Origin of the sequence: Curtobacterium sp. MCPF17_031, assembly GCF_003234035.1 — a bacterium.
Classification (GTDB): Bacteria; Actinomycetota; Actinomycetes; order Actinomycetales; family Microbacteriaceae; genus Curtobacterium.
Map to the genome: position 1 here is coordinate 36,329 of NZ_QKSG01000009.1, position 23,650 is coordinate 59,978.

Annotated in this window: 23 protein-coding genes and 1 tRNA gene; 4 read left to right on the forward strand and 20 right to left on the reverse strand. The window is 72.0% G+C overall.

What is annotated here, in order from left to right; all coding sequences use genetic code 11:
• Positions 1-51: 51 nt before the first annotated feature.
• The 3 genes from DEJ31_RS13045 to DEJ31_RS13055 form a co-directional block, all read right to left on the reverse strand.
• A tRNA-Pro gene (locus tag DEJ31_RS13045) sits at positions 52-125 on the reverse strand.
• Positions 126-264: 139 nt separating this feature from the next.
• Entirely contained in the window at positions 265-867 is a 603-nt protein-coding gene (locus DEJ31_RS13050; RefSeq protein WP_111122084.1) for a hypothetical protein, read from the reverse strand.
• Positions 864-1,700 (reverse strand): endonuclease/exonuclease/phosphatase family protein, encoded by an 837-nt coding sequence (locus tag DEJ31_RS13055; RefSeq protein WP_111122085.1) that lies wholly within the window; start codon positions 1,698-1,700, stop codon positions 864-866. Before DEJ31_RS13055 ends, DEJ31_RS13050 begins: the two co-directional genes overlap by 4 nt.
• A 70-nt stretch (positions 1,701-1,770) precedes the next feature.
• Here DEJ31_RS13055 and DEJ31_RS13060 point away from each other — a divergent pair, with 70 nt between their 5' ends.
• Together DEJ31_RS13060 and DEJ31_RS13065 are read left to right on the forward strand one after the other, a co-directional pair.
• Positions 1,771-2,745 (forward strand): hypothetical protein, encoded by a 975-nt coding sequence (locus tag DEJ31_RS13060; protein ID WP_146243157.1) that lies wholly within the window; start codon positions 1,771-1,773, stop codon positions 2,743-2,745.
• 130 nt (positions 2,746-2,875) lie between these two features.
• Positions 2,876-5,065 (forward strand): ATP-dependent DNA helicase RecQ, encoded by a 2,190-nt coding sequence (locus DEJ31_RS13065; protein ID WP_258366300.1) that lies wholly within the window; start codon positions 2,876-2,878, stop codon positions 5,063-5,065.
• Between the two features lie 75 nt (positions 5,066-5,140).
• Here the strand turns inward: DEJ31_RS13065 and DEJ31_RS13070 are convergent, their stop codons facing one another.
• A complete protein-coding gene (locus DEJ31_RS13070; protein WP_111122087.1) occupies positions 5,141-6,016 on the reverse strand; it encodes an oxidoreductase in 876 nt (291 codons plus the stop codon).
• Positions 6,017-6,120: 104 nt separating this feature from the next.
• Here DEJ31_RS13070 and DEJ31_RS13075 point away from each other — a divergent pair, with 104 nt between their 5' ends.
• Positions 6,121-6,999, forward strand: coding sequence for a helix-turn-helix domain-containing protein (locus tag DEJ31_RS13075; protein WP_258366301.1), 879 nt, complete (start codon positions 6,121-6,123; stop codon positions 6,997-6,999).
• Here the strand turns inward: DEJ31_RS13075 and DEJ31_RS13080 are convergent.
• The 15 genes from DEJ31_RS13080 to DEJ31_RS13150 all read right to left on the reverse strand — a co-directional run bounded on the left by DEJ31_RS13080 (position 6,962) and on the right by DEJ31_RS13150 (position 21,054).
• Positions 6,962-7,492, reverse strand: a complete 531-nt coding sequence (locus tag DEJ31_RS13080) for a hypothetical protein (protein WP_111122089.1) — start codon at positions 7,490-7,492, stop codon at positions 6,962-6,964. The genes DEJ31_RS13075 and DEJ31_RS13080 overlap by 38 nt on opposite strands.
• Positions 7,493-7,613: 121 nt before the next feature.
• Positions 7,614-8,243 (reverse strand): hypothetical protein, encoded by a 630-nt coding sequence (locus tag DEJ31_RS13085; protein WP_111122090.1) that lies wholly within the window; start codon positions 8,241-8,243, stop codon positions 7,614-7,616.
• 57 nt (positions 8,244-8,300) lie between these two features.
• A complete protein-coding gene (gene der, locus DEJ31_RS13090) occupies positions 8,301-9,821 on the reverse strand; it encodes a ribosome biogenesis GTPase Der (protein WP_111045071.1) in 1,521 nt (506 codons plus the stop codon).
• Between the two features lie 72 nt (positions 9,822-9,893).
• Positions 9,894-10,589 carry a (d)CMP kinase gene (gene cmk, locus DEJ31_RS13095; protein WP_111122131.1) on the reverse strand — a complete coding sequence of 232 codons (696 nt, stop codon included), beginning with the start codon at positions 10,587-10,589 and terminating at the stop codon, positions 9,894-9,896.
• Positions 10,590-10,753: 164 nt separating this feature from the next.
• On the reverse strand, positions 10,754-11,893 hold the full coding sequence (locus DEJ31_RS13100; protein ID WP_111122091.1) for a prephenate dehydrogenase: 1,140 nt from the start codon (positions 11,891-11,893) through the stop codon (positions 10,754-10,756).
• A gap of 107 nt (positions 11,894-12,000) precedes the next feature.
• Positions 12,001-12,753 carry a pseudouridine synthase gene (locus DEJ31_RS17635; protein ID WP_258366311.1) on the reverse strand — a complete coding sequence of 251 codons (753 nt, stop codon included), beginning with the start codon at positions 12,751-12,753 and terminating at the stop codon, positions 12,001-12,003.
• A gap of 1,294 nt (positions 12,754-14,047) precedes the next feature.
• Positions 14,048-14,785: an SMC-Scp complex subunit ScpB gene (scpB, locus tag DEJ31_RS13110; protein WP_111045068.1), complete on the reverse strand. Its 738-nt coding sequence runs from the start codon at positions 14,783-14,785 to the stop codon at positions 14,048-14,050.
• Positions 14,775-15,668 carry a ScpA family protein gene (locus DEJ31_RS13115; protein WP_181427457.1) on the reverse strand — a complete coding sequence of 298 codons (894 nt, stop codon included), beginning with the start codon at positions 15,666-15,668 and terminating at the stop codon, positions 14,775-14,777. The genes scpB and DEJ31_RS13115 overlap by 11 nt, the downstream gene beginning before the upstream one ends.
• The gene (locus tag DEJ31_RS13120) at positions 15,652-16,530 is read right to left on the reverse strand and encodes a ParA family protein (RefSeq protein ID WP_110904750.1); all 879 of its coding nucleotides are present in this window, start codon (positions 16,528-16,530) and stop codon (positions 15,652-15,654) included. The genes DEJ31_RS13115 and DEJ31_RS13120 overlap by 17 nt, the downstream gene beginning before the upstream one ends.
• 104 nt (positions 16,531-16,634) lie before the next feature.
• Positions 16,635-17,480 (reverse strand): SseB family protein, encoded by an 846-nt coding sequence (locus DEJ31_RS13125; RefSeq protein WP_111045066.1) that lies wholly within the window; start codon positions 17,478-17,480, stop codon positions 16,635-16,637.
• Between the two features lie 4 nt (positions 17,481-17,484).
• Entirely contained in the window at positions 17,485-18,231 is a 747-nt protein-coding gene (gene priA / locus DEJ31_RS13130; protein WP_111045065.1) for a bifunctional 1-(5-phosphoribosyl)-5-((5-phosphoribosylamino)methylideneamino)imidazole-4-carboxamide isomerase/phosphoribosylanthranilate isomerase PriA, read from the reverse strand.
• Between the two features lie 20 nt (positions 18,232-18,251).
• Positions 18,252-18,890: an imidazole glycerol phosphate synthase subunit HisH gene (gene hisH / locus DEJ31_RS13135; protein ID WP_111045064.1), complete on the reverse strand. Its 639-nt coding sequence runs from the start codon at positions 18,888-18,890 to the stop codon at positions 18,252-18,254.
• Positions 18,887-19,489 carry an imidazoleglycerol-phosphate dehydratase HisB gene (hisB, locus tag DEJ31_RS13140; protein ID WP_111122092.1) on the reverse strand — a complete coding sequence of 201 codons (603 nt, stop codon included), beginning with the start codon at positions 19,487-19,489 and terminating at the stop codon, positions 18,887-18,889. The genes hisH and hisB overlap by 4 nt, the downstream gene beginning before the upstream one ends.
• Positions 19,486-20,592 carry a histidinol-phosphate transaminase gene (locus DEJ31_RS13145; RefSeq protein WP_111122093.1) on the reverse strand — a complete coding sequence of 369 codons (1,107 nt, stop codon included), beginning with the start codon at positions 20,590-20,592 and terminating at the stop codon, positions 19,486-19,488. Before DEJ31_RS13145 ends, hisB begins: the two co-directional genes overlap by 4 nt.
• Before the next feature lie 99 nt (positions 20,593-20,691).
• Positions 20,692-21,054, reverse strand: coding sequence for a LysM peptidoglycan-binding domain-containing protein (locus DEJ31_RS13150; protein ID WP_111122133.1), 363 nt, complete (start codon positions 21,052-21,054; stop codon positions 20,692-20,694).
• A gap of 254 nt (positions 21,055-21,308) precedes the next feature.
• Here DEJ31_RS13150 and lexA point away from each other — a divergent pair, with 254 nt between their 5' ends.
• Positions 21,309-21,953, forward strand: coding sequence for a transcriptional repressor LexA (gene lexA, locus DEJ31_RS13155; RefSeq protein WP_110904756.1), 645 nt, complete (start codon positions 21,309-21,311; stop codon positions 21,951-21,953).
• A 151-nt stretch (positions 21,954-22,104) separates the two neighbouring features.
• On the opposite strand, the gene hflX is transcribed toward lexA, so the two are convergent.
• Positions 22,105-23,649, reverse strand: a complete 1,545-nt coding sequence (gene hflX / locus DEJ31_RS13160) for a GTPase HflX (protein ID WP_110904792.1) — start codon at positions 23,647-23,649, stop codon at positions 22,105-22,107.
• Between the last annotated feature and the right edge of the window lies 1 nt (position 23,650).

Consider the following 23,650-nt stretch of genomic DNA (forward strand, 5'->3'; position numbering starts at 1 on the left):
GAGGCCGTATCCATTCAAAGTAGATACGGCCTCTGATCTGCGGTTTTTCGGTCGGGCTGACAGGATTTGAACCTGCGACCCCTTGACCCCCAGTCAAGTGCGCTACCAAGCTGCGCCACAGCCCGCGAGTCCCAGAAGGACCCAGACCCCGCCCCCACGAGGGAGACTGCGAGCCCCGCCCCACACCCGACCGAGCGTGGAGCAGCCCGTCAAGCATAGCGGAAGCGGGAGCCCCACCGCGCCACGACGACGGACCCGCGCGCGTCACCCCCGCAGGTGCATCGGCTGGACGACCTGGCGCTCCCGCGACAGCCAGGGCAGCGCGAACCCGGCGAGCAACGCCCCGAGTCCGTCCGCCGCCAGGTCGCCGATGGTGTCGTCGTACCCGACGAAGATCGTGTCGTCGACGAGGTTGTGCCCGAGCCACTCGCCGATCTCCCACACCGAGCCGATCGCCATCCCGGCGGCGAGCGCCACGAGGGCGGAGAGCAGCACGCCGGCGCGCGGGGCCGAGACGACGACGCCGGCGTCCGAGGCGATCACGACGAGCAACGCCGCGAGCAGCCCGACCAGGATGACGTGGACGAGCTTGTCCCAGAGGAACACGGTCGTGTACCAGTCGAGCACGCTGCTCCAGGCGGCGACCAGGCAGAGCAGCACGACGGCCGCGTCGAACGTCGGTCGCAGCCCGAGCATGCGCGGAACGACGGTGCCGAGGAGCGCGAGGGTCGTCACGGCGAACGCGACCGCTCCCCAGCCCACGGCGGCGACGGGCACGCTCACCAGGGTGACGATCCGCAGCACGTCTGCGGCCCAGACGGCGCCGTGCGGCCGTCGGAGGAACGTCGGCCCGAAGGCGTCGATCACGCGGTCGCCCCGAAGGACAGCACGGCTTGCACGGCGAGGTGGTCGGACGGCCACACTCCCCCGGGCCGCCGGGTCGAGATCGCGGCGCGGGACACCACGGCGTCCGCGGTGGTGAACACGCCGTCGATGCGCGGCTTGTCGGCGCGCGGCTCCCGGTAGGCGGCGTACGTGCCGAGTTCCGCCGTCTCCAGGCGGGAGGCCCGCCTCCAGGTGTCCGTGATGCCCGCCTCCGCCAGTGCTCGCCACGGTGCCGACCCGGCCGACGCGTTGCAGTCGGCCATCACGACGGCGGGCAGGCCGGACTGGGCGACGATCCGGCCGAGCAGTTGCGCCGAGCGGAGTCGGGCCCAGGGCGATGCGACGTCGAGGTGCGTGGCCAGTGCCAGGAACCGTCGTCCGGTTGCATGGTCGTCGAGGACGGCCCCGACCGCGTGCCGGGGGAAGGCGGTCGCCCATGAGCGGGAGCCGGGGCGCAACGGTGTGCGGGACATCGCCCACGACCGGCGCTCGACGACGGTGCAGCGCTCGGTGTCGACCAGCAGTCCGACGGCCTCCCCGTCGCCGAAACGGTCGCGTCCGAGCAGGACCGCTTCCCAGCGCGACCCGATGCCGGTGGCGAGGTCGACGGCCTGGGGGCGCAGGGCCTCCTGGACGGCGAGGACGGTGGGCTCCTCGGAGGCGACGAGTGCCACCACGGCGTCGCGGCGGTGTTCCCACGAGTCGGGGTGGCCGGTGGGTCGGGGCACGCTGCGGCGCAGGTTGAGGGTCATGCAGTGCAGGTCGGGAGCGGCCACCGGCCCGATGATCGGTCGGTCGTCGGCCTGTCGGTGCATGTTCCCCTTCTACGAGACGGCACGGGTGCGGTTCTCAGGGTGACGTCGGCTCGGCTCCTAGCGTGGCCCGATGCGTTCTCGACCCGCCCGGGCCCTGCTCGCGCTCGCTGTGACCGGTCTGGTGCTCGGGGTGACCGCCTGTTCGGCTGCGGCTCCGACCCCCCGTCCGACGCTCGCCCGGGCGTCGTCGGACACCGTGACCGTGGTAGCGGAACGGTCCGCCGCGGACCGTTCGGTCCGGACGAGTCGTGCCCTCTTCCGGTCCGCGCCGGGTGCTGTCGTCGCGCCCGTCGGAGACGCCGATGCCGTCCGCGACGGGGCGGCCGCCGCGGTCCGCGCGCACGTTCCGGCCCTGCTCGTCGACTCCGGATCGAAGAAGGCGACCACTGCCGCGACCGACGAACTCGAGCGTCTCGGGGCGTCCTGGTACCGGGCGTTCGGCGACGTGACCCTCGACACGCAGATCGAGGAGCGGGACGTGCCGGAGGTGGGCCGGCGGGCGGAAGCGGGCCGGGCCTCCCGGCAGACGGTGCTCGTCGCGGACCGGTCGGACGACGCTGCCGCGGTGGCGACGGCCCGCGCTGCCGACGCTCAGGTGGTGGAGATGCCCTCGGGCGTGTCGGACCCGGCTGCGTCGGGGTCGGTCGTCCGCGCGCTGCACGGTGCGCAGGGGCGGCCGACGCTGTTGCTCGGGGCGTCGTTCGCGGACCTCGGCGATCCGGAGTGGGTGGTCCGGGCCGCGCAGAACGGGTACCGGATCGGCGGGGGTGGGCAGCGTCCGTTCGACGGCCACCGGTACACGGCTCTCTACGGCGCGCCCGGGGCGCCGGTGCTCGGCGTCCTCGGCGAGCAGGACCCGGCCGCGAGTGTCGCGCGGGCCCGGAAGCTGGCGGAGCAGTACCGCGGGCTGTCCGACGTGCCCGTGACGCCCGCCTTCGAGATCGGTACGGTCAGCGCGCGGGAGGTGAACGGCGTGTCGGGATGGCTCGCCGGGGTGGCTCGCCGGGGTGGAAGAACTTCTTCGACGAGGACACCCCGGTGCTGACGCCGGAGCAGACCATGTCCGAGGTGCAGCCGACGCCCTCGCTGGTCACCTACCAGTGAACGGTCGCGGGTTCTCCACGGACTGGAGGCCCGTGGCCGGGTTCGTCGGTCGGTCCTGACAGCATGGGGGCATGAGTTCAGCTGCTGCCTCCCCCGTCCCGCCTGCTGCGGTGCCGTCTGCCGACGCGGTGCCGACTGCTGACGCGGTGCCGTCTGCTGACATCGTGGCCGAGGCGCAGGAGGCCCTGCAGGCGCTGACGGGTCGGGTCGATGCGGTCTTCCACCCGGGGCAGCTCGAGGCGATCTCCGCGCTGGTCGAGCACCGGCAGCGAGCGCTCGTCGTGCAGCGCACCGGGTGGGGCAAGTCCGCCGTCTACTTCCTCGCCACGCTGCTGCTCCGGCGTCGGGGCGGTGGGCCGACCGTCCTCGTGTCGCCGCTGCTCGCCCTGATGCGTGACCAGGTCGCCGCAGCGGCCCGAGCCGGGGTCCGAGCGGTCTCGATCAACTCCGCGAACGCCCACGAGTGGACGGAGACCCAGGCAGCCCTCGCCCGGGACGAGGTGGACGTGCTGCTGGTCTCCCCGGAACGGCTGAACAACCCGAAGTTCCGTGACGAACAGCTGCCCGCGCTCATCGGGCGGATGGGCATGCTCGTCGTCGACGAAGCGCACTGCATCTCCGACTGGGGTCACGACTTCCGGCCGGACTACCGCCGCCTCGCCGAACTCATCCGGTCCCTGCCGCACGGCGTGCCGGTCCTCGCGACGACGGCGACCGCGAACGAGCGGGTGGTGGAGGACGTCGCCGAACAGCTGACCGCCGGGCCCGAGGACCCGGTGTTCACCATCCGCGGGTCGCTCGCCCGCGCTTCGCTGCGGCTCGGTGTGCTCACCCTGCCGGACGCCCGCGCCCGCCTCGGCTGGCTGCTCGCCCACCTCGGCGACCTGCCCGGCAGCGGCATCATCTACACGCTCACCGTCTCGGCGGCCGAGGACATCGCCAGGCTCCTCCGGGAGTCCGGGTACGCCGTCCGCGCCTACACCGGCCGGACCGACAACGACGAACGCGAGCAGCTCGAAGGGCAGCTGAAGGACAACCAACTCAAGGCCCTGGTCGCCACGAGCGCCCTCGGCATGGGGTTCGACAAGCCCGACCTGGGCTTCGTCGTGCACATCGGGGCGCCGTCCTCCCCCGTGGCGTACTACCAGCAGATCGGTCGTGCCGGCCGCGCCACCGACAACGCCGACGTCCTGCTGCTGCCCGGGCGTGAGGACCAGGAGATCTGGCAGTACTTCGCCAGCGCCTCGATGCCGACCGAGTCCCGGGCCTCGGCGGTGCTCGGCGCGCTCTCCGTCGACACCGCGATGTCGACCGTGGCCCTCGAAGGGCTCGTCGAAATCAAGCGATCCACGCTGGAACTGCTCCTCAAGGTGCTCGACGTCGACGGCGCCGTCCGTCGGGTCGGCGGCGGCTGGGTCGCCACCGGTCGGCCGTGGGAGTACGACGCCGCCCGCTACGAGCGGGTCGCGGCCGCCCGTGCCGCCGAGGCCGCGTCGATGCTCACCTACGAGTCCACGAGCGCGTGCCGGATGCAGCTGCTCCAGCAGGACCTCGACGACCCCACCGCGGAACCCTGTGGCCGGTGCGACAACTGCGCCGGCGCCTGGTACCCGACGGACGTCTCGGACGCGGACCGCACGGGTGCCGCGAACGCCCTCGACCAGGTCGGCGTCGAGATCGCCCCGCGTGCGCAGTGGCCCTCGGGCATGTCCTCGCTGGGCGTCGCGGTCAAGGGCAAGATCCCGGTCGGCGAACTCGTCGCTCCGGGTCGGGCCGTCGCCCGGCTCACCGACCTCGGCTGGGGTGGTCCGCTGCGTGCCCTGTTCGCGAACGGGACCCCGGACGCACCGGTGTCCCGTGAACTCGTCGACGGCTGCGTCCGTGCGCTCAAGGACTGGCCGTGGGAGACCCGACCGACCGGTGTCGTCGCGATGTCCTCGCGCTCCCGCCCGCAGCTCGTCGCCTCGCTCGCCCAGGCGCTGTCCTCGATCGGTCGGTTGCAGCACCTCGGCACCCTCGACCGGGAGGGCGGGGTGCCGCGTGGTGACGGTGCGACGAACAGCGCCTACCGGCTGTCCGGCGTGTGGGACACGTTCGTCGTCGGACCGGAGCTCGCGGCGGCGCTGCAGGCGCACGCGGGGCCGGTCCTGCTCGTCGACGACCTGGTCGACAGCCGGTGGACGATGACCGTCGCCGGGCGGGAACTCCGACGGGCCGGGGTGTCGGCCGTGCTGCCGTTCGCGCTCGCCACCGTGGCCTGACAGTTCGCCCGGTCCCGCCCGCTCGGCCGGCGGGACCGGGTCGGCGGGACCGAGGCCGGGTCGATCCCGGTCGGACTACTCGGCCGAACCGATCGCGTCGAGCTCGGCGACGGCGTCGTCCGGCAGCACGAAGCCCGCGGACGCCACGTTGTCCCGCAGGTGGTCGACCGACGACGTCCCCGGGATCAGCAGCATGTTCGGCGAGCGCTGGAGCAACCACGACAGCGCGACGGTCAGGCGCGAGACCTCCAGGCGCTCCGCGACCCGGTCGAGTGCCCCGGACTGCAGCGGCGAGAACCCACCGAGCGGGAAGTACGGCACGTAGGCGATGCCCTGCGACGCGGTGAGGTCGACGAGGGCGTCGTCCTCGCGGCGTGCCACGTTGTACATGTTCTGCACGCAGACGATCGGTGCGTAGCTCTGCGCCTCCGCGAGCTGCTCCGCGCTGACGGTCGACAGACCGATGTGGCGGACGAGCCCGTCCGCCTGGAGGCGCGCGAGCGCCTCGACCTGCGGGGCGATCGAGCCCGGTTCCGGAGCATCGAAGCCGCCCATCCGGATGTTCACGACCTCGAGCTGCTCGAGCCCCAGGGTGCGGAGGTTCTCGTGCACCTGCGCCACCAGGTCGTCGGGCTGCCGGGTCGGCACCCAGTTGCCCTCGGCATCCCGCACCGATCCGACCTTCGTCACGATGTGCACGTCGTCCTCGTAGGGCGAGAGCGCTTCACGGATGAGTTCGTTCGTGACGTGCGGGCCGTAGAACTCAGCGGTGTCGATGTGCGTGATGCCGAGCTCGACGGCAGTCCGGAGCACCCGGACGGCCTCGTCGCGGTCGGCCGGAGGACCGAACACGTGCGGTCCGGCGAGCTGCATGGCGCCGTACCCGACGCGGGTGAGTTCGAGGTCGTCGGCGAGGCGGAACGTGCCGCCGGGGAGCGATGTCGTGGTCATGGCCTCCACGATGCTCCCCGTCACCCGTGCTGCCCAGATCCCCGACGATCCTGGGACCACGGGGACCAGGACCGGACCCCGGCACTGCGCCTACGATCGGCACCGTGAGCGACAACCCCCTCGGCGACCACCTGCGCGCCCGCCGCGAGCTGGTGCAGCCGGCGGACGTCGGCATCCGCGTGACGGGCGTCCGACGCACCCCGGGCCTCCGCCGGGAGGAGGTCGCGACGCTCGCCGGTGTCAGCGCCGACTACTACCTGCGCCTGGAGCAGGGGCGGGACCGCAACCCCTCACCGCAGGTCCTGGAGGCGCTCGCCCGGGTCCTGGGGCTCGACACGACCGCCACCGCGTACCTGCTCGGCCTGGCTGGCATCCGCCCGACCGTCCCCGCCAGACGCTCCCGCCCACACCGCCAGGTGGTGCCGGCCGGCACCCGCCAGCTCCTCGACGTGATCGGGCTGCCGGCGTTCGTCGAGAACCGGGCGTTCGACATCCTCGCAGCGAACAGCCTGGCGACCGAACTCGCCCCGGGCCTCCGAGCAGGCGAGAACCGACTGCGGACGATGTTCCTCGACCACGACGAGGTCGAGCGGTACCCAGAGTGGCCACAGCAGCGGGCGGGGATGGTCGCCGCGTTCCGGACGTCGATCGGAGCGGACGTCGACGACCCGGACGTCGTCCAGCTGGTCGGCGAGCTGTCCCTCGGCAGCGAGGAGTTCCGGCGACTCTGGGCCCGCCACGACGTGCGGCCCCTCGGTGGGGGCGCGGTGCGGATGTGGCATCCGGAGGTCGGCGACCTGGAACTCCGCCGCGAGAAGTTGGCCGTCGGCGGCACCGACGGGCAGCTGCTCGTCGTGCACCACGCGGAGCCGGGCTCGCCGTCGGCACGCGGGCTCGCGCTGCTCGGTTCGCTCGCCGCGACACGGACGGCGGCAGCGCACTCCGCTACCGAACAGTCCGACGTACCGGCTTCGGGAACGTGAGTCGCATGTGGTCGCTCGTCAGGACGTCGCCGATCCCGACCATGAGCACCGAGAACAGGATCTGCTCGATGACCATCCAGAACGGGTAGAGGCCCGGGATCGCCGCGATCACCAGCGTCACGATCGGGAAGACCCGGCTGAAGAGCCGCAGCCGCTGGTACGCCCAGTAGTACCCGAGCTGCGCGCGCCACGCGAACACGTAGAGCGTCAGGGTGATGAGCAGCACGACCGTCGCTCGGAACCACACCGCCCACGGGACGACCTCCCCGGCACGGGTCAGCAGCACGGCGACGACGATCGCGGTCAGTCCGACGATCGTCTCGGCAACGAGCAGCCACCGGATCCACCGGAACGAGCGGACCGTGTCGGGATGGGCGAGCATGTCCTCGCGGATGACGTAGCCGCCCTGCCGGCCGCCGGCCAGGCGGTCCAAGCGGAGCCGGTTCCACGCCCGGTCAGCGGTCGCTGCCAGGCCGGATGGTCGCTGCGTCACCGTCCCATCGTGCCGTACCCGACGGCTCGCTGCTGCCTCGGGCCACCGACGCGGCTGAGAGTCCGGTCTGCCGGAGTGCGGTCTGCCGGGAGGCACGCCCTCCCCCGCCGTGCTCACCCGGTCAGAAGACGGGGAGCAGCTCGGCGCCGCCGAGCAGGTCCCCGGTGTCGGCATCGACCAACAGGACGGAGTGCACCACCGGCGGCAGGTCCTGCGAGTGGACGATGACCAGTACGGGGTGTTCGCCGTCCGGTGTGAACGAGCCGAAGTCAGCGGGGACGTCGTCGCCGGTCCACTGCGCTCGTTCGCTCCCCAGGACGTCGCCCGAGGACAGCTGGACCCGCACCGCACCGACGTGCGACCCGGTCGTACCGGACCCTGCCGTCACCTGCACGCCGGTCAGGGTGATCTGGACGACCTGTTCGCCGACGTCCTCGAGGCGGACGTTCCCGCGGACCTCGCCACGGATGGGGACGAGGTCGCCGGCGATCGGCAGTGCCCGTCGCCACCACGGACCCGACGCCTGCGCGTCGTCGACGGGGAGCCCGGTCGCGGCATCGATCATCGGAGCCTCGCCGGTGGCGCCCGTGGTCGGCTCGTCCGGGATGAACCCGTGGCCGATCGAGATCCCGGCGTCGTCCGCACTCGGGGACGGGTCAGGAACCGACGCCGACTTCGTTGCACCGTCCGCAGCCGACCACTGCACGACCGCGCCGGCGGCTACCACGACGAGCAGCACCAGCCCGGCCACGAGAGGCCATCGACGTCGAGACGTCGATCGCTCCCCTCGTGGCACGGACATGACGGCTCAGCGCTTCCGGCGCTCGCGCACTCGCATGTTGACGACGATCGGCGTGCCGTCGAAGCCCCAGACCTCGCGCAGACGGCGGGTGATGAACCGGCGGTACTGCGGGTCGAGGAACGCCGAGGTGAACAGCACGAACGTCGGCGGCTGGCTCGACGCCTGCGTGGCGAACAGGATGCGGGGCTGCTTGCCGCCGCGGACCGGGTGCGGGTGCTCCTGGACCAGTTCGGCGACGAAGGCGTTGACCTTGCCCGTCGGGATGCGGGTGTCCCACGACTCGAGCGCGGTCTCGAGGGCCGGCACGAGCTTCTCGAGGTGACGGCCGGTGCGGGCGGAGATGTTCACGCGCGGGGCCCAGGCGACGTGCGCCAGGTCCTGCTCGATCTCGCGCTCCAGGTAGCGGCGACGCTCGTCGTCCAGCAGGTCCCACTTGTTGTACGCCAGGACCAGGGCACGACCGGACTCGAGGACCAGGTCGATGATGCGGAGGTCCTGCACGGACACCGGCTCGGTCACGTCGAGGACGACGACCGCGACCTCGGCCTTCTCGAGCGCGGCGGTGGTGCGGAGCGAAGCGTAGAAGTCGGCGCCCTGCTGCAGGTGGACGCGCTTCCGGATGCCGGCGGTGTCGACGAAGCGCCAGGTCTTGCCGCCGAGCTCGATCTGCTCGTCCACCGGGTCACGGGTCGTGCCCGCGAGCTCGTTGACGACGACGCGCTCTTCACCGGCGGCCTTGTTGAGCAGCGAGCTCTTGCCGACGTTCGGACGGCCGAGGATGGCGACGCGACGCGGGCCGCCGATCTCCTGCTTGGCGACCGCGGACACGTCGGGCAGCGTCGTGATGATGAGGTCGAGGAGGTCCGCGACGCCACGGCCGTGCAGTGCCGACACGGGGTGGGGCTCACCGAGGCCCAGGTTCCACAGCGCGTACGCCTCGAGGTCACGGCGCTCGTCGTCGGACTTGTTGGCGGCGACGATGACCGGGCGGTCGGTGCCGCGGAGCATCTTGACGACGTGCTCGTCGGTCGCGGTGATGCCGACCGTGACGTCGACGACGAACAGCACCGCGTCGGCGAGGTCGATCGCGACCTCGGCCTGGGCGGCAACCGAGGCGTTGATGCCCTTCGCGTCGGGCTCCCACCCGCCGGTGTCGACGATCGTGAAGCGCTTGTCGTTCCACTCGGCCTTGTAGCTGACGCGGTCGCGGGTGACACCGGGGGTGTCCTGCACGACGGCTTCGCGGCGGCCGAGGATGCGGTTCACGAGCTGCGACTTGCCGACGTTCGGACGGCCGACGATCGCGAGCACCGGCAGCGCCGGCAGGTACGCGACGCCGTCGACACCGAGCTTGCCGGCTTCGAGGAGTGCCAGGTCCTCGTCGTCCAGGTCGTAGTCCTCGAGGCCGGCGCGGAGCGCGCTTGCACGCTGGTCCGCTTCGGCGTCGTCAATGCCGGCGAGCCGCTCTCCGAGCGAGTCGTCGTACTCGGGGAAGTCGTCGTCACTTCGGTCGTCCAGCTGCGCCATGGTGGTTTCCTTGCCGGCGGCCGGTGGGCCGCGTGTTCGTGGTTCAGGTGCGGCCGTGTGGCCGGGTTGTCGTCAGTTCGTGGCCGAGCGGGCCAGGTCGACCACCGCCTGCACGGTCTGGTCGAAGTCGAGGTCGGTGGAGTCGAGGGTGGTGACGCCGTCGGCGGCGTTCATGAAGTCGACGACCTTCGCGTCCGCAGCGTCCCGACGGGCCAGGGCGGCCGAGGTCTCTTCGGCCGACTGCGTCGTGACCTCCGCCGACCGACGTGCCATCCTAACGGATTCGTCGGCGGTCAACAGGATCCGGACTTCGGCGTCCGGAGCGACCACCGTCGTGATGTCGCGTCCTTCGGTGATGATGCCCTGTCCGTCTGCCATCCGCATCACCTTGCGGAAGAGCGACACGAGCTTCGCGCGGACCTCCGGCAGCTTCGCGATGTGCGCCACGGCCGCGGTGACCTCCGGCGTCCGGATGGCGTCGGTGACGTCGACACCGCCGACGCGGACGAAGTAGTCGTCGGGGTCGGTGCCGATCGCGTAGTCGAAGGAGTCGAAGGCCGCGACCACCGCGACCGGGTCGTCCAGGTCGACGCCCTGCTGCAGCGCGTGCCAGGCGAGCGCGCGGTAGGCGGCGCCGGTGTCCTGGTAGCCGAAGCCGAGCGCACGGGCCGCCGCGCGGGACACGCTGGACTTGCCGCTGCCGGCAGGGCCGTCCACGGCGATGACGAACTTCGCCACGAACGCTCCGGCGGGCAGGCCGGCGGGCATCGGGTCGCGGGTCGAACCGAGCTCGCCCGCACCCTGCCCGTCAGGACCGCCGGTGACGTCGCCGCCGCCGAGGGGCCCGGGCTGGTCCGTCGGGCTCGGCAGTCCGGAGTCGGGGGCGTCCGGGCCGCCGGTGACGCCGGACTCGAGCGTGGTGTCGTTGTCGTTCAGGCCCATGCTGCTGCGATCCTCCATCCGCGACCCTCGAGTTCCTCGACGAGTCGCTGTTCGTGCTCCGGGACGACCGACACCTCGACGATGCCGATCTGCGCCCGGGGCGAGTGCTCGAGGCGCAGGTCCTCGAGGTTGATGCCGAGTTCCCCGATGGTGGTGAGGAGTTCGGCGAACTGCCCGGGTCGGTCGTCGATGAGGACGACGACCTGGGCGAACCGTGCGGTGGACCCGTGCTTGCCGGGCAGCCGTTCGACCCCGCGGTTGCCCGAGGCCATGGTCTCGGCGATCGCCCGAGGCGACCCGGCTGCGGCTGGGTCGGCGAGCGCGATGAGCACCCGGTCGAGTTCGTCGCGGAGGTCGGCGAGCACCGGCCGGATGTGCTCGGCGTTGGCTCCGATGATCTGCACCCACAGCCCGGGGTCGCTCGCGGCGATGCGCGTGACGTCTCGGACGCCGCCGCCCGCCAGACCGAGCGCTTCGCCGGGGGCGTCCCGCAGGCGCGAGGCCATCAGCGTCGCCACCAGCTGGGGCGCGTGCGACACCACGGCGACGGCCCGGTCGTGCGACTCGGGGTCCATCGGGACGACGGTCGCGCCGAGGTCGAGTGCCAGGTGCTCGACCACGGCTGCGCGCTGGTGGCTGATGTCGTCGTGTCCGGCGATGACCCAGGGGCGACCGATGAACAGGTCGGCGCGGGCGGCGGTCGGACCGCTGCGTTCGCGGCCCGCCATCGGGTGCGAGCCGATGTACCGGGAGACGTCCGCTCCGGCGGCGCGGAGTCGGTCGAGCGGCCCGGACTTGACGCTCGCGACGTCGGTGACGACGGCGTCCGGGTGCGCGCGGAGTTCGCGTTCCACGACGGTCGCGGTGACGTCCGGCGGCACGGCGACCACGATGAGTTCGGGGTCGTCACCCGCTGCCGGGAGTCGTCCGGCGCCGTAGTCGACGGCGAGCGCCAGCGCGGCCGGGGAGACGTCGTCGAGGACGACGTCCACGCCCTTGTCGCGCAGCGCCAGTCCGATGGAGGCGCCGAGCAGTCCGGCCCCGACGATCCGCACCGGCCCGCGGACGCGCCGGTCGGTCTCGGCGCGCGACAGGCGGCTGTCGGTCGCGGTCGTGCTGGCGTCGGTCACCGGGCAAGCCTATCGAGCGCGGGTGCCGGGCAGCAGGACGGCGCCGGGCCTGTGGAGAAGTCCCCACCGGTCCCGGCGCCGTCCGTGTCGCTGTCGGTCCGCGACGGTCAGTCGGTGCTCTCCGCGTCGTCGTCCCCGGTGCGGGTGTCCGCGGTCCGGGCGATGCCGAGCAGCTTGCCGAGTTCGACCGTGGTCAGCTCGCGCACCTCCCCCGGCGCCAGGCTGCCGAGCTGCAGCGGTCCGAACGACCGGCGGACGAGCTCGAGCACCGGGTGTCCGACGGCTTCGAGCATGCGGCGGACGATGCGGTTGCGGCCGGAGTGCAGCGTGATCTCGACGAGCGACTCCCCGCGCGAGGACTCGAGCAGCCGTGCCTTGTCGGCGGCGATCTGGCCGTCCTCCAGCTCGATGCCGTCGAGCAGCAGCTGCAGCGTGGAGGGGACCATGTTGCCGTCGACCTTCGCGACGTAGGTCTTCGTCACGCCGAAGGACGGGTGTGCCAGGACGTGGGCGAGCCCGCCGTCGTTGGTCAGGATGAGCAGCCCGGCGGTGTCGAAGTCGAGACGGCCGACGTTGAACAGCCGCTCCTCGAACTGGTCGACGAACTGTGACAGGTCGGGACGGTCGTGCTCGTCCTGCATGCTCGACACCACACCGGTCGGCTTGTTGAGCACGACGTACCGCCGAGAGGTGTCGGTCTGCACCGGCACACCGTCGACCGCGACCTCGTCGGTGTCCGGGTCGACGCGGCGTCCGAGCATGTCGGCGACCTCGCCGTTCACCGTGACGCGGCCCTCAGAGATCAGGTTCTCGGCGACCCGTCGGCTCGCCACACCCGCAGCGGCGATCACCTTCTGCAGGCGCTCACCGCCTTCCTGGAGGTCCGGCTCGCCCCCGTCGGTCGCCGTCCCGTCCGCCGGGTCCCAGTCGGGGATGATCGGGCGTTCGGGCGTGCCTTCGGCGGGGCGACCGGCGTCGTCGCGCTCCCCGGCCGGGAGCGGCGTGGTCCTCTTGCGCGCCGGGTCGTTGCGGGGGCTCGTCGTGCCACCGACGTAGCGGCGGCCGTTGTGCCACACGCTGCTCGGGGCGCCGTCCGGGCTCCGGCGGTCCTCGCGGCGGGGGTCGCTGCGACGCTCGGCTCCACGGTCGTCCGGGCGGCGGGAGGCCCCGCGGTCGTCACGCCCGCGGTACCCGCCGCGCTGCTCGTCACGGCCACCTCGGTCGTCACGAGCACCACGGGAGTCGCGTCCCTGGTACCCGCCACGCTGCTCGTCACGGCCACCTCGGTCGTCGCGAGCACCACGGGGATCGCGTCCCTGGTACCCGCCACGGTCGTCGCGTCCGCCGGTGCGGCGGTCGCCGGAGTCGTCGCGGCGCACGAATCGGCCGCGGTCGTCGTCACGGCTCACGAAGCCACCGCGGTCGTCGCTGCGTCGGTCGGCGCCGCGCGTGTCACGGTCCGGACGTCCGCGGTACCCACCACTGGTGCGGTCGTCGTTGCCGCGGTACCCGGCGGAGGGACGGTCGTCCCGCCCGCGGTACCCACCGCTGGCGCGGTCGTCGCCACCGCGGTACCCACGGTCACCCGTGCCGCGCTCGTCGCGGCCACGGTAGCCACCGGTCGGCCGATCTGCGCCACGTTCGTCGCGGCCGCGGAACCCGCCGGTCGGGCGGTCCCCACCACGCTCGTCACGTCCACGGAACCCGCCGGAGGAACGGTCGTCACGACCGCGGTACCCGCCACTGCTCCGGTCGTCGCCGCCACGGAACCCTCCGGTCGGACGGTCCCCACCACGCTCGTCACGCCCGCGGAACCCACCCGTCGGACGGTCCCCACCACGCTCGTCACGCCCGCGGAACCCACCCGTCGGACGGTCCCCACCACGCTCGTCACGCCCGCGGAACCCCCCACGGTCGCCGCCGCCGGCCCGGTCATCGCGCCCGCGGTACCCCCCGGAGGAACGGTCGTCCCCGCCGCGGTACCCGCCACGGTCGCCGCCCGCGGCCCGGTCGTCGCGTCCGCGGTACCCGCCGGAGCCGGCCCCGTCGCGTCCGCGGGGTGCGTCGTCACGGCGACCCGAGCCTCCCGGCCGGTCACCGCCCGGGCGACCCCCGCCGCGGCGGTCGTCGTCTCGTCGTGCACGGTCGTTCTGGTCAAACCCGGCCATCGGGGATCCCTTCGGTCTGCCCGAAACCGTCCGCGCCGTCCTCCAGGAGGGGCGAGATGAGCGGAAGCTCGTCGAGCGAGTTGATGCCGAGCTGCTGGAGCAGCAGCTCGGAGGTGACGTAGTTGATGGCGCCGGTCTCGGAGTCGGTGAACGACTCCTCGATGAGGCCGCGCGCGACGAGCGTCCGGACCACGCCGTCGACGTTGACGGCCCGGATCGCGGCGATCTGGGAGCGGGTGATCGGCTGCTTGTAGGCGACCACGGCGAGGGTCTCGAGCGCCGCCTGGGACAACCGGGCGGGGCGCTCGGCCTCGACGAACTGCTCGACGACGGCGTCGAGTTCGGCGCGGACGTAGAACCGCCAACCACCGCCGACCTCGCGGAGCTCGAAGCCGCGGCGGACCGTCCCCTCGACGCCGTCGAAGTCCGCGACGAGGCGGTCGACAGCCTGTCGGACGACGGGCACCGGCGCGCCGACGGCGGCGGCGAGCGCGACGAGGGACTGCGGCTGGTCGGCGATCATCAGGATGGCTTCGAGCTGCCGGTCGACCGGCGCCGCGACGGGCGGCACGTCGACGGGCGAGGTGTCAGGTGAGCGCTCCGCGGCCGCGGCACGGATTTCCGACTCGAGGGCGCGGGCGTCCTCGATCTCGTCCGCACCGCCCGGCTCGGCTGATCCTCCGGCGCGCGACCGAGCGCCGTGCGCGTGCACGTCATCCGTCATAGTCGGCTCCCAGGTTCGCGAGGCTCTCGTCCGTCCAGTCGAGCGCGGTCCACCGGAGGACGAGTTCCCCGAGCGGTTCGAGTTGTTCGAACGAGATGGAGGCGTTCCGGTACAGCTCCAGGATCGCGAGGAAACGAGCCACCACGATACCCGCCTGGTCGACCCCGGCGATGAGTTCGCGGAACGTGACGTCCGGCGACCCCTCGTCGGCGCGGGTGCGGAGGACCGACACCACGATGGCGGCCTGCTCCCGGATGCTCACCGCGGGGGCGTGCAGGTGGTCGAGGCCGACGGTCGGGATCTCGCGCGGTGCGAAGGCCAGCGCCGCCATCGCCGCGAAGTCCTGCACGGACAGGGTCCACACCAGCTCGGGCGTCCGAGCACGGAACCGTTCCTCGAGCCGGACGCTCCGCACGTGTCGTCGCGACTCAGCGCCCCAGCGGTCACCGAACCACTCCGCGGCCTGCTTGAACGCCCGGTACTGCAGCAGTCGGGCGAACAGCAGGTCGCGGGCTTCGAGCAGGGCCACGTCCTCGGCGTCGACGAGTTCGCCCTGCGGCAGCAGCCCGACGATCTTCAGGTCGAGCAGCGTCGCGGCGACGACCAGGAACTCGCTCGCCTCGTCGAGTTCGTCGCTCGACTCGGCCTGCCGGACGTACGCGATGAACTCGCCCGTGACGGCACTCAGGGCGACCTCGGTGATGTCGAGCTCGTGCTTCGTGATGAGCGACAGCAGCAGGTCGAACGGCCCGTCGAAGTTGCTGAGGCGCACCCGGAACCCGGGTGCGGTCGTGGTGCCGACCGGCGCGTCGGTCGCGCTCTCGGCGTGTCCGGCTGCGTCGGACGGGAGGCTCGTGGCCGGGTCCTCAGGCGACGGCGCCACGCTGGACGAGCTCTCGGGCCAGCTGCCGGTAGGCATGGGCCGCAGCGTGGTCCGGAGCCGTCTGCGTGATCGGTCGCGCCGAGACGGTCGCGTCCGGGAACTTCACGGTGCGCCCGATGACGGTGTCGAGGACGCTGTCGCCGAACGTCTCGACGACACGCTCCATGACCTCGCGCGAGTGCAGCGTCCGCGAGTCGTACATCGTCGGGAGGATGCCGTCGAGCACCAGCGCCGGGTTCAGCCGGTCGCGCACCTTGTCGATCGTCTCGATGAGCAGCGCGACACCGCGCAGCGCGAAGAACTCGCACTCGAGCGGGATGAGCACGCCGTGCGCCGCGGTGAGCGCGTTCACGGTGAGCAGCCCGAGGGACGGCTGGCAATCGATGAGGATGACGTCGTAGTCGTTCGACACCTTCCGCAGGACGCTCGCCAGGATCTGCTCGCGGGCGACCTCGTTGACCAGGTGCACCTCGGCCGCGGACAGGTCGATGTTCGCCGGGATGACGTCGAGCAGCGGCACGTTCGTCGGCTGGATGACCTGGTTCGGGTCCTTCACGGCACCCATCAGCAGGTCGTAGACCGTCGGGATGTCGTGCGTCCGGACACCGAGACCGGCGGACAGGGCGCCCTGCGGGTCGAAGTCGACCGCCAGGACACGGCGGCCGTACTCGGCGAGCGCGGCACCGAGGTTGATGGCGGTGGTGGTCTTGCCGACCCCGCCCTTCTGGTTGCACAGGGAGATGATGCGGGCGGGACCGTGGCCGTCCAGCTCTTCCGGCACGGGGAACGACCGCACGGGCCGACCGGTCGGACCCGTGACGATGTCGCCGGTACCGGAGGCTGTCGTCGGGATGCTGCTCACCGGGCCATCGTACCGGCGCAGTCGCGCCGGACCGGGCCGCACCGCCGGGCGGTGGCCGACGAGGCGGACGGGCCACGGGCCTCCCGGCCGTCGGAGAGCCGGCATCAGGCGGCGCGGAGGGCGACGCGCATGCTGTCGACGCGTTCCGCGATGACCGGATCGGTGGCCCACCGCTGCTGCAGGCGCCCGACGAGGTCGGTGATCTGTTCGCGGTCGAGGCCGGCGATGAGTCGGAGGCCGACCGTCAACTCGGGCCCGGCGAACCGCGACAGCGGGTCCCCCGGCGACAGCTCGACGCGGACCACGGCCGGCTCGGTCTCGATCGTGCCGGCGAAGGCCTGCGCGACCTCCGGGTCCTCGGAGCACGGCGTCCACGGGAGGTCCTGTCCGAGCGCCCACACCGCGGGGCGGCGGAGCACGAACTCCGTCGCTGCCGTCGGGTCGAGCACGACGAGCTGCGTGTCCTCGCTCGCGGCGGCCATCGCGACCCGGCGCGACTCGACCGGTATGGGTCGGGCGTCCACGTCCCAGGCGCGCATCGCCTCGACCGAGGTGAACGCCGGCATCACCGCACGACCGTCGGGGCCCGCGACCGTGACGATCGAGAGCTCCTGGGTCTTGTCGACGATGCGGCCGTCCGGCGTCTCGCCGACGTCACCGGCCTCGGCGACGAGCGGGATGAGCAGCCGTGCGGTGCGGAGGGCGTCGACGACCGCGCCGTGCGGGCCTCCGGACGCGACCGCGGTGATCGCGGCGACGACGGCGGGATCGGCCAGGCCGTCGTCCTCGGTGAAGGTCGTGTCGTGCGCGTCGAACGTGCGGCCGGCCCACGGGTTGCCGGCGGAGTCGCCAGCGTGGTCGTGCGCCGCCTGCTGGTCTGCTGCCTGCCGGTCTGCTGCCTGCTCGTCTGGGTCAGGGCCGGCACCCCGACCGTTCGAGATGCCCGCCACGGGACTACTCCGACGCGATGTCGAGTGCGGCCGGCAGCGTGAACGCGCCCGTGTACAGGGCCTTGCCGATGATCGCGCCCTCGAGCCCGTGCGGCACGAGCGTACGAAGCGCGCGGAGGTCGTCGAGCGTCGAGATGCCACCCGAGGCCACCACGGGCTGGTCGGTGCGGTCGCAGACCTGGCGGAGCAGGTCGACGTTCGGACCCTGCAGGGTGCCGTCCTTCGTCACGTCGGTGACCACGTACCGGGCACATCCGGCGTCCTCGAGCCGGTCGAGCACCTCCCAGAGGTCCCCGCCGTCCTCGGTCCACCCGCGGGCGGCCAGGGTGGTCCCGCGGACGTCGAGCCCGACGGCGATCTGCTCGCCGTACTGCCCGATCACACGGGCCGCCCAGTCCGGGTTCTCCAGCGCGGCGGTACCGAGGTTGACCCGGGCCGCACCGGTCGCCAGAGCGGCCTCGAGCGACGCGTCGTCGCGGATGCCGCCGGAGAGCTCGACGGACACGCCCTCGACCTCCCGGATGGCGTGGGCGATGACCCGTCGGTTGTCACCCCGGCCGAACGCGGCGTCGAGGTCCACGAGGTGGATCCACTCGGCACCCTGGTCCCGCCAGGTGCGCGCGGCAGCGACCGGGTCGCCGTACCCCGTCTCGCTGCCGGCTTCGCCCTGGGTGAGGCGCACCGCCTGGCCGTCGACGACGTCGACCGCGGGCAGGAGGACGAGGGGCTGGGTGGTGGAGAGCTCGGTCATGGTCCCGTCGGGATCGGGGGTCACAGCGACGAGACCCAGTTGCGGAGGAGGCGGATGCCCGGCTCGCCGGACTTCTCCGGGTGGAACTGCGTGGCGCTCAACGGGCCGTTCTCGACGGCGGCGACGAAGCGCTCCCCGTGCTCGGCCCACGTCAGCTTCGGGGCGCGGAACGGACCGTAGGCGTCGAGCGGGAAGTCGGTGACCCCGTAGGAGTGCACGAAGTAGAACCGCTCGTCGCGGAGGCCGTCGAAGAGCACCGAGTCCTCGGGCGCCTGGACCGTGTTCCATCCCATGTGCGGCAGGACGTCGGCCTTGATCGGCTCGACGACACCCGGCCACTGTCCGAGGCCCTCGACATCGGCACCGCGCTCCACGCCACGGGCGAAGAGCACCTGCATGCCCACGCAGATGCCGAGCACGGGACGGCCACCGGCCAGGCGGTGGTCGACGATCTCGCCGCCGCGCACCCCTTCGAGCTGATCGACGACCGCGGCGAACGCGCCGACCCCGGGAACGAGCAGACCGTCGGCCGCCAGGGCCGTCTGCTTGTCGTTCGACAGGGTGACGTCGGCCCCGGCACGTTCGAGTGCCTTCGCCGCCGAGTGGACGTTGCCGGAGCCGTAGTCGAGGACGACGACGTTCGGGCGGGTGGTGCTCACAGCGTGCCCTTCGTGGACGGGATGCCGTCGACGCGCGGGTCGAGTTCGACGGCGCGGCGCATCGCGCGGGCGAAGGCCTTGAACTCGGCCTCCGCGATGTGGTGGGGGTCGCGGCCGTCGAGGACGCGGAGGTGGACCGTGATGCCCGCGTTCATCGTGATCGCCTCGAACACGTGCCGGACCATCGACCCGGTGAAGTGTCCGCCGATCCGGTGGAACTCGAAGCCGGCGGGCTCTCCGGTGTGCACGAGGTACGGACGACCGGACACGTCGACGACGGCCTGGGCGAGTGCCTCGTCGAGCGGCACGAGGGCGTCGCCGTAACGGCCGATGCCCGCGCGGTCACCGAGGGCCTGACGGAGCGCCTGGCCCAGGACGATGCCGGTGTCCTCCACCGTGTGGTGCACGTCGATGTCCGTGTCGCCCGAACTCTGCACGCGCAGGTCGATCAGCGAGTGCTTGCTGAAGGCGGTGAGCATGTGGTCGAAGAACGGCACGCTCGTCGAGATCTCGGACGTGCCGGTGCCGTCGAGGTCGAGCGACAGGGAGACGGTCGACTCACTCGTCGAGCGGGTGATCTCGGCGGTGCGCGCGGTCATGCTGCAACCCTAACGGGCGGCTGCTCGGCGGCGACCTCGCGCATGGCGTCGAGGAACGCGGTGGTCTCCTCAGCCGTGCCGGCGCTGACACGCAGGTGGTTCGGGATGCCGAGGTCACGCACGATCACGTCCCGCTCCAGCAGGGACTCGAACGCAGCACGCGGGTCGGCGACGCCGCCGAACAGGACGAAGTTCGACCACGTCTCGTGCGGCTGGTACCCCATGGCCCGCAGCTCCGTCACCATCCGGTCGCGCTGCCCGCGGATGTCGTCCACCATGCGGAGCATCTCCGGGGCGTGACGGAGGGCGGCGACCGCGGCGGCCTGTGTCAATGCGGACAGGTGGTACGGCAGGCGAACCAGGCGCAGGGCGTCGATCACGGCCGGGTCGGCGGCGAGGTACCCGACCCGGGCGCCCGCGAACGCGAAGGCCTTGCTCATGGTCCGCGAGACGACCAGGCGCGGGCGTCCGGGCAGCAGTGTGAGGGCCGTCGGCTGGCCGGCGGGCATGAACTCGGCGTAGGCCTCGTCGACCATCACGATGCCGTCGGTGGCCTCGTAGACGGCTTCGACGGTCGCGAGGGCGAGGGGCGTGCCCGTCGGGTTGTTCGGCCCGCAGAGGAACACGAGGTCGGGCTGGTGCGCACGCACCGCGGCGACCGCGGTCTCGGGAGAGATGCGGAACTCGGCGTCCCGCTCGGCCGCGATCCATCGACTGCCCGTGCTCGAGGCGATGATCGAGTGCATCGAGTAGGTGGGCGGGAACCCGAGCACGCTGCGCCCCGGACCGCCGAACGCCTGGAGCAGCTGTTGGATGACCTCGTTCGAGCCGTTCGCCGCCCAGATCGACTCGGCGCCCAGGCCGTGTCCGAGGTACCCGGCGAGGGACTCCCGCAACTCGGTGAACTCGCGGTCCGGGTAGCGGTTGACGGTCGCCAGCGCCTGACGGATCGATGCGACGATGTCGTCGGCCACGTCCTGCGGCACCGGATGCGTGTTCTCGTTGACGTTGAGTTGCACGCGGACGTGCTTCTGCGGGGCGCCGTAGGGGCTCTGCCCGCGGAGGTCGTCTCGGATGGGGAGGTCTTCGAGCGTGGTTGCCACCGATCCATCGTAGGCCGCACTGCCCGCATGCTGACCGGCCGTCCGGACGGTCACGCCACGGGCGAACGCCCGCGGAATGCCCGACCCCTCAGTACCGGGTCAGTGCTCGTACTGCGTGGGGATCGAGATCTCTTGCCCGGCCTGCACGGCGGACCCGTTCAGGGCGTTGAGGCTCACGACGTCCTGGATGAAGTCACGGGGGTCGGAGTTCGGCGCGGTGTCCTCGGCGACCTGCCACAGCGTCTCGCCGGGCTGGATCGTCACGGTGTCGAAGTGCACGTTCGCCGCACGGTCACCGGCCGAGGCCTGGCCGCCGTTCAACATCGCGATGCCCACGCAGAGCAGGACGGGGACAGCCGCGAGGGTGGTGAAGACCACTCGCCCGCGACGGGTGAGACGGAGGCGCGTGTGCGCGACGGGTGCTGCGGTGTGCTGCACGTCCGCGATGGCGTTGGTGCTCATGTCGTTGCCTTCCTGCTTGCCTTGGTGTCGGTCGACCGTCGTGGCCGTCCGAAGCCGTGTACCGAACATACGTTCGACTCGGAGGATGCACAACCCCTCGGGAGGGATTCGTGGGGGTTTTTCTTGCGACACGCTCGAACAGGTGTTTGTCCGACATGTCACGGTCGGATACTGTTTCGATCGACTGGAGCAAGTCTCGCCGGGACCACTGACATTCCCGCGAGGCCGGTTCCACTCCGGACGAAGGGCGAGACGTGGCGGACGAACTGCGCGGACAGAAACCGTTGACGGCGAAGCAGCAGTCGATCCTCGACGCGATCCGAGCGTCGATCGCGAGCCGGGGCTACCCGCCGAGCATGCGCGAGATCGGCGACGCAGCCGGCCTGTCCTCACTGTCCAGCGTGTCCCACCAGCTCGGGCAACTCGAGCTCGGCGGCTGGATCCGCCGAGACCCCAACCGCCCCCGCGCGCTCGAGGTCCTGGTCGACGAGCCGACCCCCGACTCCGACGGCCCCGACGTCGACGCCACGACCCTCGTCCCCCTGGTCGGACGCATCGCCGCGGGTGTCCCGATCACCGCTGAGCAGCACGTCGACGAGATCATCCCGCTTCCCCGTCAGCTGGTCGGTACGGGTGACCTCTTCATGCTCAAGGTCGTCGGCGAGTCGATGATCGACGCCGCGATCTGCGACGGCGACTGGGTCGTGGTCCGGTCGCAGCAGACGGCCGAGAACGGCGACGTCGTCGCCGCGATGCTCGACGAGGAAGCCACGGTCAAGGTCTTCCGGCAGCGCGACGGCCACACCTGGCTGCTCCCCCGCAACACCGCGTTCGAACCGATCCTCGGCGACGCGGCGACGGTCCTCGGCAAGGTGGTGGCGGTCCTCCGCTCCCTCTGACCCCGCAACACGCAACGAGGGCGGCTCCTCGCAAAGGGATCACGTTGCGGGGAGCCGCCCTCGTTGCGTTCTGCGGATCGCGTCCGGCCGGCAGCGCGAACGACGGGAGGCGCGGTGCCAGCCGGCACCGCGCCTCCCGTCGGACCAGCCGTCAGGCGGACGGCGTGGGCGCGACCACGTACGGGTCGAGCTCGGCGACCTCGCGCTGGAAGACCCGCACCCGCAGGCGTGTGCCTTCCTCGACGTAGTCGAGCGACTCGACCGCGCCGGAGTCGTGCAGCTGCGACACCAGGTCTCCGCGCGAGAACGGCAGGACCACGGTCAGTTCGACGTCGGGTTCCGGCAGCCGTTCCTCGATGGCGTCGAGGAGCTCCGGGATGCCCTCGCCCGTGCGGGCGGAGACGAACACGGCGTCCGGCGCGAGCCCGAGGAGCAGCATCCGCTGCGTGTCGTCGACCAGGTCGGACTTGTTGAAGACGACGACCTCGGGGACGTCGCGGGCGCCGACGTCGCCGATGACCTCGCGGACCGTGGCCAGCTGTGCCGCCGGGTCCGGGTGCGAGCCGTCGACCACGTGCACGATGACGTCGGCGTCGCCGACCTCTTCGAGGGTGGAGCGGAACGCCTCGACCAGCTGGTGCGGCAGGTTGCGGACGAACCCGACGGTGTCGGTGAACGTGAACTCGCGACCCTTCGCGGTACTCGTTCTGCGGACCGTCGAGTCCAGCGTCGCGAACAACTGGTTCTGCACCAGCACTCCAGCGCTCGTCAGGCGGTTGAGCAGCGACGACTTGCCGGCGTTCGTGTAGCCGGCGATCGCTACGCTGGGGACCTCGTTGCGGTTCCGCTCGGCACGCTTGGCCTCGCGGGCGGGGGTGAAGCCGGCGATCTGCCGACGGAGCTTCGCCATCCGGGTGTGGATCTTGCGGCGGTCGAGCTCCATCTTCGTCTCACCCGGGCCACGGGAACCCATGCCCGCACCGCCGGAGACCTGACCACCAGCCTGTCGGGACATCGACTCACCCCAACCACGCAGACGCGGCAGCAGGTACTGGAGCTGCGCGAGCTCGACCTGCGCCTTGCCCTCCCGCGTGGAGGCGTGCTGGCTGAAGATGTCGAGGATCACGGCCGTGCGGTCGATGACCTTGACCTTGACGACGTCCTCGAGTGCACGGCGCTGTGAGGGCGCGAGCTCGGTGTCGGCGATCACCGTGTCCGCCCCGGTGGCCTTGACGACCATCGCCAGCTCCTGGGCCTTGCCCTTGCCGAGGTAGGTCGCGGGGTCCGGGTTCGGACGGCGCTGCAGGAGCCCGTCGAGCACCACGGCGCCGGCGGTCTCGGCGAGGGCCGACAGCTCGCGGAGGGAGTTCTCGGCGTCCGAGGCGTCGCCCTGCGCGTACACGCCGATCAGGACGACCCGCTCGAGTCGGAGCTGCCGGTACTCGACCTCGGTGACGTCCTCGAGCTCGGTGGAGAGACCGCCGACCCGGCGGAGCGCCGCGCGGTCGTCACGGTCGTACTGTTCGCCGTCGCCGTCCCAGCCCTGCTCGTCGACCGAGCGGGTCTGGATCGCCTGTGCCGGCGCGAAGATGGAGGAGGCGGCGCGCTTGTCGGCGTTGCGCAGCACTCGCTCGACGACACCGTCTGCGCTGTCGTCGTGGATGGTCTGTTCGTCCTGCTGATGGGTATCCGTCATG